Below are 12369 nucleotides of genomic sequence, written 5' to 3'. Positions count from 1 at the left end.
TTCCTGCGGGCGGCGGTCCGCACCTTTGAAGGGAAACACCTATGGCGCGGAGCCCCGAAGAATCGCTGAGGGCCACTCTGGGCCGGGTTGCACCCGGAACCCCCCTCCGCGACGGCCTGGAACGGATCCTCCGCGGGCGCACCGGCGCCCTGATCGTCCTGGGCTCCGACCGCACCATCGATTCCATTTGCTCAGGCGGCTTCGATATCGGCATTGAGTTTTCTCCCACCCGCCTGCGGGAACTGGCGAAGATGGACGGTGCCATCATCTGCGACAAGGACGCCGGCAATATCCTGCGGGCAGCGGTCCAACTGGTTCCGGACTCAAGCATCGAAACCCAGGAGTCAGGCACCCGCCACCGCACCGCGGAACGGGTGGCCAAGCAGACCGGAGTCCCCGTCATCTCCGTCAGCCAGTCCATGCAGATCATCGCCCTGTACGTCAACGGCTTGAGGCACGTCCTGGAGGGCTCGGAGAACGTCCTGGCCCGCGCCAACCAGGCCCTCGCCACCCTGGAGCGGTACCGCGCCCGGCTCGACCAGGTCACCAGTTCGCTGTCCGCGCTGGAAATAGAGGCGATGGTGACAGTGCGGGACGTTGCCGTCACCCTTCAGCGGCAGGAAATGGTCCGCCGCATCTCAGAGGAAATTTCACAGTATGTCCTGGAACTGGGCGAGGACGGCCGGCTCCTCTCCCTCCAGCTCGACGAACTCACCGTGGGAAGGGGTCCCGGCAGCGACGTGATCATCCGCGACTACGCCAGCCCCAACGCCTCCGCGGATGACATCGACAAAGCCGTCCACGAACTAGTCAACCTCGGCCCCACGGAACTGATCGACCTGGGCAAGATCGCGGCGATCGTTGGTTTCGCAGGCGGGGAAGCCAACCTCGACGCAGTGGTCCAGCCCCGCGGCTACCGGCTGCTGTCCGGCCTGAAGGCAGTTCCCAAGGCCGTGGCCGACCGCCTGGTGGACCATTTCGGTGGCCTGCAGTTCCTGATGGCCGCCACCATCGACGACCTCATGACCGTTGACGGGATCGGCGACCAGCGCGCCCGCACTGTCCGCGAAGGCCTCAGCCGCATGGCAGAGGCCAGCCTCCTGGACCGCTTCCTCTAGGCACCCGGATAACACTCATCGAATGCTCCCCACCGGCTCCCAGCCCTCGCAAGCTCGGGCCGGGGCCCTCGCCGGCGTGGGCCCAAGCGCCGTTTTGAGCGCTGAAAACGACAGTTACGGAGCAATCGATGAAGAGGCAGCTCAGTTCAGCTGGAAGACGGCCTTGGGACTGGCCCGCGAACCGAGTTTCGCGGTGAAGATGTAGTACGCCCCGCCGCCACCGGGCGCCGCGGCCACGGCTTTGCAGCCGTCGGCGCTGCGGTTCCTGCCCCATGGGAAGTTGGCGGTTTCGCTGGCGCCCGGCGCAATCACCTTCACCAGGTCTTCGCTCGAGGCCTGGCAGTCCTTCGAAGAGAAGATCCGGTCGGCGCCGCTGGTCACCAGGAACTCCATCTGTGAGGTTCCGATGTTGACCTCGCAGGGGACGGTGCCGCCGTTGGTCACTTTCAGGGTGAGCAGCGGGTTTTCGCCCGGGCCGTAGGCGGGCTTGTCGGTGGCGGCCGTGACGGTCACCAGGTTCTGGTTGCAGGTGGGGGTGGCCGCCGCAGTGGGCGTCGGCGTGGCGGACGGAGATGCCGTTGCCGAAGCTGAAGGGGCAGCCGCGGAGGCGGAATCGGTGGAGGAAGGCTGGGTGGACGAGGCCTGCTGCGAACCGCCGCGGAAGGCACCGGCCAGCGCGAAACCGCTGACCACCAGCACGATCGCCAGCAGGAGCGCACCGCCAACCACCAGGCGCCGCCGCCGGTATACGGCGGCACTCGGTTTCCGGACGCTGCTGGAACCCGCTGCGGTGCCGCGCGCTGATGAATTGCCTTGCCTGCCCATCCTCCTAGGCTAGGGAAACCCGCCGGATCTGCACTGCCACCACGCCGCCGCATCCGCATCGCTCTGGTCACAACCGGTTTGCCGGCCGCCCGAACCCATCAACTACAGTGTTGGCATCGACACTCAAACCTCCCCCATCACGCCTGCCCGGGCGGACAATGCAGAACTCGACCTGCTCCACCACCGGATCAACGAGTGGTTCGCCGGCATTGCCCGCGATTTGCCCTGGCGTGCACCCGGCTGCTCCGCGTGGGGCGTCCTGGTCAGCGAAATCATGCTGCAGCAAACCCCGGTGGTCCGGGTCCTTCCTGTGTGGCGCGAGTGGCTCAGGCGCTGGCCCACCCCCGCCGGACTCGCGGGCGAAACTGCCGGCGAAGCCGTCCGCTCGTGGGGCCGGCTGGGTTACCCGCGCCGGGCGCTTCGGCTGCACGCCGCGGCGACGGCGATCGTGCAGGACCACGGCGGCAGGGTCCCGGACACCCATGCCGAACTGCTGGCCCTTCCCGGGGTGGGCAGCTACACCGCCGCCGCAGTGGCGGCGTTCGCGTACGGCCGCCGGGAAACGGTGGTGGACACCAACATCCGCAGGGTGCACGCCCGGCTGGTGTCCGGCGCCGCGCTGCCCGCCCCGGCGCTGACGGCGGCCGAGATGCGGCTCGCCGCTGCCCTGTTGCCGGACGACGACGAAACCTCCGTGCGCTGGAACGCCGCGGTGATGGAGCTCGGGGCTTTGGTGTGCACGGCCCGGGCGCCCAAGTGTGCCGCCTGCCCGGTCAAGGACTCCTGCGCGTGGCTGGCGGCGGGTGAGCCACCGCCGTCGTACGTTCCCAAGGGGCAGGCCTGGCACGGCACCGACCGCCAGGTCCGCGGTGCCGTCCTGGCCGTGCTCCGGCTGGCGGAATCGCCGGTGCCGCCGGACATGTTCCAGCGTGAACCCGCCGACCTTGGCTTCGCCCCGGAAGGAATCGGCGTGCCGCTGGCCGCGCTGCACCGGCTCAACTCCGCGCCGGAACAGCTGGAGCGGGCGCTGGCGGGGCTGCTGGCGGACGGGCTGGCGGAGATGCACGATGGCGGTTACCAGCTTCCAACCTGACCCGCCGGGGTGCCCGCCCGGGATGGCATACTTCTTGGTGACCGGAACCGGGGGAAACATGAAGACCATTCTGTACATCGTGTGGGCAGTGTTCGTTGCCGGCATGATATTTTCGCTGCTCTTCGCGGCGCGCAGGACCAGGCGCCAGCAACAACAGATGGCGTCCTGGCCGAAGGCCCAGGCCACCGTCACCGGCAGCGCTACCGGCTGGACCAGCGGCATTGGCGGCGCCAGCCGGAACCTCCGCCACTTCCCCACGTACCAGTTCACGGACCCGCGCGGAACCCTCTTCATGGGCAAGTCGGAAATCTCCGGGGTGGAACCGCCTATACCGGGTTCGCTGATCGAGGTGGCCTACAACCCGGTGGATCCCAATGAGTCACTCCAGGTGTCATCGGAGCCGCGTACCGCCATGGGCTGCCTGATCGCGTTTTTCGCCGTCTTCGCGGTGGCGTCGTTCTGGTTCATCGGAATTTTCCCGCTGGGCTGAGTGTCCCGCCGGCGCGGTAGCCTTAAGGCATGCACAAGCCTGGGCTGCTGGTGGCGATGGTGGCGGCGGCCCTCGTGTCCGGTTGCGGGCCCGCCGGCACCGCCTGCCCCGCGATTGCGCAAGCGACCGCCGTGGCCCTGACTGTCACCGCCGAATACGCGCCGAGGGTGACGGCGCTCCACCTGCAGGCCTGCCAGGACGGCACCTGCAAGGAGGCCGACGTCGAACTGCGCCCCGGCAGCTCCTCCGTCGACCAGGGGTGCACCGAAGAGGGTGCGTGCTCGGCCACCGCATCTCCCGACGGCACCAAGATCGCAGCGCTGATGCTTGAGACGCTGACGGAATCAGCCATGGAGGTCACCGCTTCCGGCACGGCATCCGACGGGACCACGCTTCCTGTCAGGACCCTGGAATTCCGCCCGCAGGCGTTGTATCCGTTCGGTGGGCAGTGCGGGAAGTTCCTGTCGGCATCACTCACGCTGGATGGCGGCGGGCTGCACCAGCAGCCGGCATCCCAAAAGCCGCGGGCTAGAAAAGCGCCGGCTGGGTGAAGGTATCGCCCTCCGGGTTACCGGGCAGCGGTCCTCCGGCCACCGGCCCGGCACTCCAGTCGAAGCCGAGTTCGGCGAGCAGTTCCTCCACGGAGGCCTGGCCGTCCAGCACTTCGATTTCCTGGGAGTTTTCTGCAAGCGGCCGTTCCATGGCATCGAGCTTATTCGCAGGAACCCTCTGGCGGTTCAGGGCTCGCCGAAGCCGGCCTCCACCAGGCCCCCGACGTACTCCACGGCCCTTTCCGCGTCGGCGCCCCACGCTTCGACATGCAGCACCGTACCCTTCCCTGCCCCGAGCGTCATCAAGCCGGTCATGGACGCTCCGTCCACCCCGTTGATGGTGACCTCGGCGTCAAGGGATGCCAGGCCTCCCGCCACCTTCGCAGCGGGCCGGGCGTGCATGCCGGCCTGGTTGACCAGTTCAAAATCCCCCGTGAAGTCAGGGGCGGCGCTGGCGGGAGCTTCCAGGTGCTCCGTTCCGCCGTCGGCCGGTGCCGGCTGGCCGGCGGGGCTCCCCGCTTCTTCGGCCGCCTTCCGGACCGCCTGCACGTCCGCGCCTCCCTGCGCGGCGACGGCCGCGGCCACCAGTCCTTCCACCAGCGGCGCGTCGGCAAGCAGGACGCCGGCGGGATTCTCCAAAAACTCGAGGGCCGATTCCGCGGTCATCACTGCCGATCCGAGGTCCGTCAGCACCACGGTGCCCTCCGCGCCGGCCCCGCCCGACTGCCCGCCGGCTCCTTCCAGGGCGGCGAGGACCTTCTCCAGGCTGGTGCCGATCCTGCCGTCGTCGGTGCCCCCCGCCGCCAGGATCATCACGTCCGGCGCCATCTGGGCGGCAAGCTCCACGGCGCCGTCGGCAATCTTTTCGCTATGGGACACCACCACGATGCTTACGGTCACGCGGCCGCCCCAACGGCAGCACGGAGGATCAAAGCGCTGGAGGCTGCCCCGGGGTCCCGGTGGCCCGCGCTGCGTTCGCCAAGGTAGCTGGCCCGGCCTTTCCGCGCCACCATGGGGTCTGTGGCCACCGCTCCTGCCTCGGCAGCCTCGGCGGCCGCGACCAGCACGCCCAGGACGTCCGTGCTGCCGCCGTCCGCAGCGGCCCTGGCAGCATCAACTGCCGGCGTCCACGCATCCACCATGGTCTTGTCCCCGGACTCCGCCTTGCCGCGCGCCACGATCCCGTCCCGGGCGGCTTCCAGGGCGCCTGCCCAGGCGGATGCATCAATCTCTGCGGAATCACCCAGGGAGGTGGCAGCGCGAAGGAACGCGGTCCCGTAAAGGGGGCCGGCGGCCCCGCCCACCTTCGACATCAGGGTCATGGCGGTCATCTTCAGCGCGGCCCCCGGGGTCTCAGGCGTCGATTCGCCCAGTTTGGCAAGGACCGCCTGGAAGCCGCGGTCCATGTTCTCGCCGTGGTCGGAGTCCCCGATGGCGCGGTCCAGCTCGATGAGTTCGACGCGGTGTTCAGCCATGGCCTGTGCGCACAGCGTCAGCCACTTCACGGCCCAGTTGGCATCCAGCACCACGTCTACACGCCCCAGCGCAGGGCGGCGGTGTGCACGGGAGCGTCCCACAGTTCCGTGAGCTCGTCGTCTAGCCGGAGGACCGAGATGGAACAGCCCTGCATCTCCAGTGCGGTGATGTAGTTGCCCACGAGCGTCCGTTCCACGGTGGCGCCCGCGTCAGCCAGGACCTGCACCGCCCGCCGGTACACGATGTACAGCTCGCTCAGCGGTGTGCCGCCCATGCCGTTGACGAAAAGCAGGACCTTGTCCCCGGAACTGACCTTGAGGTCGGCCAGCACCGGTTCCAGCAGGCGGTTGGTGATGCTGTCGGCGTCTTCCATTGGGATCCGGTGCCTGCCGGGTTCGCCGTGGATTCCGATCCCGATCTCGATCTCGTTGTCGGCGAGGTCGAAACTTGGCGTGCCCGCGTGCGGCACCGTGCAGGCCGACAGCGCGACGCCCATGGTCCTGACGTTGGCGTTGACCCGTTCGCCGATGGCGGCCACGGCGTCCAGATCGTCGCCACGCTCGGCGGCAGCGCCGGCAATCTTCTCCACGAGGACAGTGCCGCCCACCCCACGGCGGCCGGCGGTGTACAGGGAGTCCTCCACCGCGACGTCGTCGTTGACCAGTACGGTCCGGATGCTTACTCCTTCAGCCTCGGCCAGCTCGGCCGCCGTCTCGAAATTCAGGACGTCCCCGGTGTAGTTCTTGACGATATGCACGACGCCGGCACCTGAGTTGACGGCGAGGGTGGCGGGAAGGATCTGGTCCGGGGTAGGTGAGGTGAACACAGCCCCGGGCACGGCGGCGTCGAGCATCCCCCGGCCCACGTATCCGGCATGCAGCGGCTCGTGCCCGCTGCCGCCGCCTGAAACCAGCCCCACCTTGCCGGCCACTGGCGCGTCCTTGCGCGTGATGTAGATGGGGTCTTCGCTGACGGTGACCAGTCCGGCATGCGCCAGGCCGAAGCCCTGCACAGATTCCTGGACAACGGATTTTGGATCGTTAATGAGTTTCTTCATGGCGGTGCTCCTGGCTGTGCTCCTGAAGGATGTGTCTCCGACCCTACTACCGGCATCGCGGCTGGCGGTAGGTTCCTCCGCCCCCGGTTTTCCGGGCGTCCGTCAGGGGCCGACCGGGCCGGGACGCAGCAAAGGGACAGCCCCCAATGACTGTCCCTTTCCTGAGGCCCCCCACATACCGGCCTCCAGAAGTTTATCCATCAATTCGAATAAAGCAAACAGGTGTTTGCCCTGGTGGAAGGCCCTGCTTCCTAAAGGGTGCGGATCATCCGGGTGTTGCCAAGGGTGTTGGGCTTGACGCGTGCCAGGTCGAGGAATTCGGCCACACCTTCGTCATGTGAACGCAGGAGCTCCGAATACACTTCCGGGTCCACCGCGGACTGGTCCGCCATCACCTCAAAGCCGTGGCGCTTGAAGAAGTCCACCTCGAAGGTCAGGCAGAAGACCCGGGACACCCCGAGGGCCCGGGCCTCCTCCAGCAGGCTTTCCACCAGGACGTGTCCCACCCCCTTGCCGCGCCATTGCCCGGACGCGGCGAGGGTGCGGATCTCGGCGAGGTCCTCCCACATGACGTGCAGGGCCCCGCAGCCGATCATTTCGCCGTCGCTGGACTCGGCGATGCGGAACTCCTGCAGGCTCTCGTAGTACGCCACCGTCTCCTTCGCCATGAGGATGCGCTCCTCGGCCAGGGGAGCCACAAGCTTCTTGATGGCGTGGACGTCGCTGGTGCGTGCTGGGCGGATATGGAAGGAGTCGGTCACTAGGCAATCCTACGAGGCGCAGGAACGGCCGGCAGCCTACAGCCCCAGTTCGGCCGGCAGATCGAGCTCCTGGCCCAGGACGTTCTTGGCCAGGAACCACTCCACCACCTGGTACCAGACCTTGGCGTGCTGGGGCTGGAGGATCCAGTGGTTTTCGTCCGGGAAGTAGAGGAACCGGTGCGGGGTCTGCCCGTCCTGGTCGGCTGCCAGCCGGGACTTGGACAGGAGCTCGTACCAGAGCCGCAGGCCTTCCCCGATGGGCACGCGGTAATCCTTGTCGCCATGGATCACCAGCATGGGCGAACTGATCTTCTCCGCGTGCAGGTGCGGTGAATTTTCCAGCGCCATCCCTTCGGTCATTTCCTTCAACCAGTACTGCGAGGCGTCCGTGGTGGGGCCAAACTGGTCCAGCGCCCACAGGCTGGCGTGGGTGACCACGGCCTTGAACCGGTCCGTGTTGCCCGCCACCCAGTTGGCCATGTACCCGCCGAAGGAGCCTCCCATCGCAGCGGTCCGGGCCTCATCGATGTCCGGCCGTTCCACTGCAGCGTCCGTGACGGCCATGAGGTCGGTAAACGGCGCCTTGCCCCAGGCGCCCCAGCCGCGCTGGATGTAGGCCTGCCCATATCCCGTGGACAGTGCCGGGTCCGGGAGCAGCACCGCGTAGCCCTTCGCCGTCAGGAGCCAGGGATTCCACCGCCACGTCCACGCGTTCCAGGACCCCAGGGGACCGCCGTGGATCCAGAGCAGCATCGGCGCAGGCTTCTCTGCTGATGCACCCTCGGGCAGAGCAAGGTAGGCAGGAACCCGGGAGCCGTCCGGAGCCGTGGCGGGGATCCGCTCCAGCCGGCCCGGGCGGGACGGCCGGTCGGCCGGTGCAGGCAGACGGGTGGTTTCCCCCGTGGCCACGTCGATCCGCACGGCTTCGGGCGGGAATTCGTAGGAGCTGCGCAGGGCGTAGGCATAGCGCCCCTCCGGCGAAACAACGACGTCGGAGTAGGCCGCCGCGTCCTGTGTCACCCGGGCAACACCCACCTCAGCGGCAGCCGCCGGGACGCTGACCCGGAAAACCGGCGACGCGCCGTCGTCGTCCGCCGTGACCAGGAGGGCGGAACCGTCCGGAAGCCAGGCTGCCGGCCTGGGCCAGCGGTCCCAGTCATGGGCCAGCGGTTGCAACCCGGCATCCCCGGCGCTGCCGGAGACGTCCAGGAGGTGCATCCTGATCTCGGGGGCCCGCTGCGGGGTGGAATCACTTTCGCTGACGACCACCAGCGTGTTGCCGTCGGGGCTGACGGGGCCCGGGAAATAGCTCATGCCCTCCTGGTCCAGGAGCACCTTGAGGCTGCCCGATGCCACATCCACCGCCACCAGGACGGACCGGCTGTCCGCCTTGGCGAGGGGTTTAGTGTAGCTGCTGTAGACGGTCTTCCCGTCCGGGCTGACCACTGTCTCGGCTTCCCTCAACCGCGGGCCGGCGTCGGGCGTGAGGTTCCGCAGGACCAGGGGAGCTGTGGCGTCAACGGTTGCGGGCTTGCCGGGCCCCTTGTCCGCCCCGGCTTCCACGGCGAAGATCCGCGGCTGGCCGGGACCCAGGTCGGCGTCCCAGTACCGGACCGGGTACTCGCTGTGCAGGATGGCGGAGACCTTCCTGTCCTTGCGGGACTTGCGCCGCTCGGCGTCGTCCTCCTCATCGTCGGACCCTGCCAGAACCTCAGCCGCCACGAATGCCGCATCGGCTTTCCTGGCGGTCATCACCTTGCCGACGCCGCCGGGCCGGCTGAGGACCACCCTCGCTTCCCCGCCGTCTGCCGGAAGGAGCCACAGGGCATTGACCGGCTCGTCATCGGGGCTGTCCGGATCGGGCCGCGCGGATGTGAAGTAGACATCGCCGTTCGCAGCGAACGCCGCACCGGCCTCGCCCTTGGCGCTGCGGGTGATGCGCCGGGCGTGCTTCTGCCCGGCCGGGTCCAGCTCCCACAGCGCGGTGGCAAATTCGGTGCCCTTGCCGTTCAGGGTGGCAACGGTAGTGACCAGGCGGGTGCCGTCGGGGCTCAGGGCCACGCCGCTTACCCGCGGGATGGCCAGGTAGTGGTCGAGGTCGTGGAAAGGGGTCAGTGGTTGCTCGTCCGGGATCGCCGGATTCTGATTAGCCATGCCCCGATTCAACACGCTTTGTGGCCTGCGTCACAAACCCCAGCCGCTGGCGGGATTTCAGAGGGCAAGCGAAAGCCCCGCCGCTCCTTCTGGGAGCAGCGGGGCTTTCGTTGTGGAACCTAGACGCTCGGGGCGATTTCCGGGATGCGCGGCTTGGCGTTGCCGGCGAAGGTGAACTTCGCGTCGTCGCCTTCGCCTTCGACGTCCACTACGACGATGTCGCCGGGGTGGATCTCGCCGAAGAGGATCTTCTCTGAGAGCTGGTCCTCGATCTCGCGCTGGATGGTGCGGCGCAGCGGCCGGGCACCCATGGCGGGGTCGTAACCGCGGGTTGCCAGGAGTACCTTGGCGGCCTTGGTGAGCTCGATGCCCATGTCCTTGTCCTTGAGGCGCTTCTCCAGGCGGGTCACGAACAGGTCCACGATCTCGATGATCTCGTCCTGGGTGAGCTGCGGGAACACCACGACGTCGTCAACACGGTTCAGGAACTCGGGGCGGAAGTGCTGCTTGAGTTCCTCCGTGACGCGGGCACGCATGCGGTTGTAGCCGGTCTGAGTGTCGGTGCCGGACTGGAAGCCGGTGGCTACGCTCTTGGAGATGTCCCGGGTACCCAGGTTGGTGGTCATGATGATCACGGTGTTCTTGAAGTCCACCACGCGGCCCTGGGAGTCGGTCAGGCGGCCGTCTTCCAGGATCTGCAGCAGCGAGTTGAAGAGGTCCGCGTGGGCCTTCTCAACCTCGTCGAACAGCACCACGGAGAACGGACGGCGGCGGACCTTCTCGGTCAGCTGGCCACCCTCCTCGTAGCCCACGTAGCCCGGAGGGGCACCGAAGAGCCGCGAAACGGTGTGCTTCTCGGAGTACTCGGACATGTCCAGCGTGATGAGGGCGTCCTCTTCACCGAACAGGAACTCCGCGAGGGCCTTGGCAAGCTCGGTCTTGCCGACGCCGGTGGGGCCGGCGAAGATGAACGAGCCACCGGGGCGCTTGGGGTCCTTGAGCCCTGCACGGGTACGGCGGATGGCCTGGGACAGTGCCTTGATGGCCTCGTCCTGGCCGACGACGCGCTTGTGCAGTTCGTCTTCCATCTTGAGCAGGCGCGAGGACTCTTCCTCGGTCAGCTTGAAGACGGGGATGCCGGTGGAGTTGGCCAGCACCTCGGCGATGAGATCCTCATCCACCTCGGAGATGTCGTCCATGCCGCCGGACTTCCAGTGCCGCTCCTTCTCCGACCGCTCGGAGATCATCTTCTGCTCCTTGTCGCGGAGCGAAGCTGCACCTTCGAAGTCCTGGGCGTCGATGGCGGATTCCTTCTCCATCTTCAGCTTGGCGATGCGCTCGTCCATGGCCTTGAGCTCCGGCGGAGCGGTCATGCGGCGGATGCGCAGGCGTGCACCGGCTTCGTCGATCAGGTCGATCGCCTTGTCCGGCAGGAAGCGGTCCGAGATGTAGCGCTCGGCCAGGCTGGCAGCGGAGGCCAGGGCGCCGTCGGTGATGGTGACGCGGTGGTGTGCCTCGTAGCGGTCGCGCAGGCCCTTGAGAATCTCGATAGCGTGCGCCACGGAGGGTTCCTTGACCTGGATCGGCTGGAAGCGGCGCTCCAGCGCGGCGTCCTTCTCGATGTGCTTGCGGTACTCATCCAGCGTGGTGGCACCGATGGTCTGCAGCTCGCCGCGGGCCAGCATGGGCTTCAGGATCGAGGCTGCGTCGATGGCGCCTTCGGCGGCACCGGCACCCACCAGGGTGTGGATCTCGTCGATGAACAGGATGATGTCGCCGCGGGTGCGGATCTCCTTGAGGACCTTCTTCAGGCGCTCTTCGAAGTCACCGCGGTAGCGGGAGCCTGCCACCAGGGAGCCGAGGTCCAGGGTGTACAGCTGCTTGTCGCGGATGGTCTCCGGAACATCGCCCCGCACGATCGCCTGGGCCAGGCCTTCGACGACGGCGGTCTTGCCGACGCCGGGCTCGCCGATGAGGACCGGGTTGTTCTTGGTGCGGCGGGAAAGGACCTGCATGACGCGTTCCATTTCCTGCTCACGGCCGATGACCGGGTCCAGCTTGTTCTCGCGGGCAGCCTGGGTCAGGTTGCGGCCGAACTGGTCCAGGACCACGGAACCGGCGGGCGCACCCTCGGGCTGCCCACCGCCGACGCCTGCGCCGGTGGTTTCCTTGCCCTGGTAGCCGGAGAGGAGCTGGATGACCTGCTGGCGGACCCGGTTGAGGTCGGCGCCAAGCTTGACCAGAACCTGGGCGGCAACGCCCTCACCCTCGCGGATGAGGCCGAGCAGGATGTGCTCCGTGCCGATGTAGTTGTGGCCCAACTGGAGGGCTTCGCGCAGCGAGAGCTCCAGTACCTTCTTGGCACGGGGGGTGAAGGGGATGTGGCCGGAAGGAGCCTGCTGGCCCTGCCCGATGATCTCCTGCACCTGCTCGCGAACGCCGTCGAGCGAAATGCTCAAGGACTCAAGAGCTTTGGCGGCAACGCCCTCACCCTCATGGATCAGACCCAAGAGGATGTGTTCGGTACCGATGTAATTGTGGTTCAGCATGCGTGCCTCTTCTTGGGCAAGCACAACTACGCGACGGGCACGGTCCGTAAATCGCTCAAACATTTCGCCACACTCCTAGCTACGACGTACTTTGATGCTACGTGGCCGCCCCTGTGTTGTGGAGCGTGTTCGCCACAGGGGAAACCGCGCCCCTTGCGGGAATAACTGTTGCGGTCCCCGCACAGTGGCCCGCGCCGCACCGGCGGTGCAAAGAATTATCCCGTGCCGGCCTGTGCGGGCGTCCCCGCAAACGGCCAAATAGTCCCGGGGAGGCCAGCCAGGGCAACCGCTCCAA

12 protein-coding genes are annotated in these 12369 nt (G+C 67.5%); 4 read left to right on the top strand and 8 right to left on the bottom strand.

The genetic code is table 11. The features are described from left to right. Nucleotides 1-41 precede the first annotated feature (41 nt). Nucleotides 42-1118 carry a DNA integrity scanning diadenylate cyclase DisA gene (gene disA / locus ACZ9J7_RS08415; protein ID WP_141183018.1) on the top strand — a complete coding sequence of 359 codons (1077 nt, stop codon included), beginning with the start codon at nt 42-44 and terminating at the stop codon, nt 1116-1118. 141 nt (nt 1119-1259) lie between these two features. Here disA and ACZ9J7_RS08410 read toward each other — a convergent pair whose 3' ends face one another. Then, nucleotides 1260-1943: a hypothetical protein gene (locus ACZ9J7_RS08410; protein WP_476208574.1), complete on the bottom strand. Its 684-nt coding sequence runs from the start codon at nt 1941-1943 to the stop codon at nt 1260-1262. Nucleotides 1944-2217: 274 nt separating this feature from the next. Here ACZ9J7_RS08410 and ACZ9J7_RS08405 point away from each other — a divergent pair, with 274 nt between their 5' ends. From ACZ9J7_RS08405 to ACZ9J7_RS08395, 3 genes are read left to right on the top strand one after another with little or no spacing between them, the layout of a single operon-like run. Further along, nucleotides 2218-3036 carry an HhH-GPD family protein gene (locus ACZ9J7_RS08405; RefSeq protein WP_476208572.1) on the top strand — a complete coding sequence of 273 codons (819 nt, stop codon included), beginning with the start codon at nt 2218-2220 and terminating at the stop codon, nt 3034-3036. 58 nt (nt 3037-3094) lie between these two features. Then, entirely contained in the window at nt 3095-3526 is a 432-nt protein-coding gene (locus ACZ9J7_RS08400) for a DUF3592 domain-containing protein (RefSeq protein WP_476208570.1), read from the top strand. A 29-nt stretch (nt 3527-3555) separates the two neighbouring features. Further along, the gene (locus ACZ9J7_RS08395) at nt 3556-4077 is read left to right on the top strand and encodes a hypothetical protein (protein WP_476208569.1); all 522 of its coding nucleotides are present in this window, start codon (nt 3556-3558) and stop codon (nt 4075-4077) included. On the opposite strand, the gene ACZ9J7_RS08390 is transcribed toward ACZ9J7_RS08395, so the two are convergent. From ACZ9J7_RS08390 to ACZ9J7_RS08360, 7 genes are all read right to left on the bottom strand, one after another. Beyond that, entirely contained in the window at nt 4055-4228 is a 174-nt protein-coding gene (locus tag ACZ9J7_RS08390) for a hypothetical protein (RefSeq protein ID WP_476208567.1), read from the bottom strand. The two genes, ACZ9J7_RS08395 and ACZ9J7_RS08390, sit on opposite strands and share 23 nt — an antisense overlap. 35 nt (nt 4229-4263) lie before the next feature. Further along, complete coding sequence (dhaM, locus tag ACZ9J7_RS08385; protein WP_476208565.1) at nt 4264-4977, bottom strand: dihydroxyacetone kinase phosphoryl donor subunit DhaM; 714 nt, start codon at nt 4975-4977, stop codon at nt 4264-4266. Next, nucleotides 4974-5606 carry a dihydroxyacetone kinase subunit DhaL gene (gene dhaL / locus ACZ9J7_RS08380; protein ID WP_476208563.1) on the bottom strand — a complete coding sequence of 211 codons (633 nt, stop codon included), beginning with the start codon at nt 5604-5606 and terminating at the stop codon, nt 4974-4976. The genes dhaM and dhaL overlap by 4 nt, the downstream gene beginning before the upstream one ends. Nucleotides 5607-5608: 2 nt before the next feature. Next, nucleotides 5609-6610 (bottom strand): dihydroxyacetone kinase subunit DhaK, encoded by a 1002-nt coding sequence (dhaK, locus tag ACZ9J7_RS08375; protein WP_476208562.1) that lies wholly within the window; start codon nt 6608-6610, stop codon nt 5609-5611. A gap of 251 nt (nt 6611-6861) precedes the next feature. Next, nucleotides 6862-7371, bottom strand: a complete 510-nt coding sequence (locus tag ACZ9J7_RS08370; RefSeq protein WP_141158566.1) for an amino-acid N-acetyltransferase — start codon at nt 7369-7371, stop codon at nt 6862-6864. A 36-nt stretch (nt 7372-7407) separates the two neighbouring features. Next, the gene (locus tag ACZ9J7_RS08365) at nt 7408-9525 is read right to left on the bottom strand and encodes a S9 family peptidase (RefSeq protein ID WP_476208559.1); all 2118 of its coding nucleotides are present in this window, start codon (nt 9523-9525) and stop codon (nt 7408-7410) included. A 119-nt stretch (nt 9526-9644) separates the two neighbouring features. Next, complete coding sequence (locus tag ACZ9J7_RS08360; protein WP_476208558.1) at nt 9645-12137, bottom strand: ATP-dependent Clp protease ATP-binding subunit; 2493 nt, start codon at nt 12135-12137, stop codon at nt 9645-9647. Nucleotides 12138-12369: the final 232 nt, after the last annotated feature.

The organism is Pseudarthrobacter sp. TE9888, from assembly GCF_056279345.1.
Note: the sequence above shows the minus strand (reverse complement) of the source record. Positions and strands in the feature narration are given on the sequence as shown.

Excerpts from the sequence above, each read along its gene's own strand:
- ACZ9J7_RS08360 (WP_476208558.1), bottom strand. The coding sequence starts at position 12,137 with ATGTTTGAGCGATTTACGGACCGTGCCCGTCGCGTAGTTGTGCTTGCC.
- dhaK (WP_476208562.1), bottom strand. The coding sequence starts at position 6,610 with ATGAAGAAACTCATTAACGATCCAAAATCCGTTGTCCAGGAATCTGTG.
- ACZ9J7_RS08395 (WP_476208569.1), top strand. The coding sequence starts at position 3,556 with ATGCACAAGCCTGGGCTGCTGGTGGCGATGGTGGCGGCGGCCCTCGTG.
- ACZ9J7_RS08400 (WP_476208570.1), top strand. The coding sequence starts at position 3,095 with ATGAAGACCATTCTGTACATCGTGTGGGCAGTGTTCGTTGCCGGCATG.
- ACZ9J7_RS08390 (WP_476208567.1), bottom strand. The coding sequence starts at position 4,228 with ATGGAACGGCCGCTTGCAGAAAACTCCCAGGAAATCGAAGTGCTGGAC.
- ACZ9J7_RS08410 (WP_476208574.1), bottom strand. The coding sequence starts at position 1,943 with ATGGGCAGGCAAGGCAATTCATCAGCGCGCGGCACCGCAGCGGGTTCC.
- ACZ9J7_RS08405 (WP_476208572.1), top strand. The coding sequence starts at position 2,218 with ATGCTGCAGCAAACCCCGGTGGTCCGGGTCCTTCCTGTGTGGCGCGAG.
- disA (WP_141183018.1), top strand. The coding sequence starts at position 42 with ATGGCGCGGAGCCCCGAAGAATCGCTGAGGGCCACTCTGGGCCGGGTT.
- ACZ9J7_RS08365 (WP_476208559.1), bottom strand. The coding sequence starts at position 9,525 with ATGGCTAATCAGAATCCGGCGATCCCGGACGAGCAACCACTGACCCCT.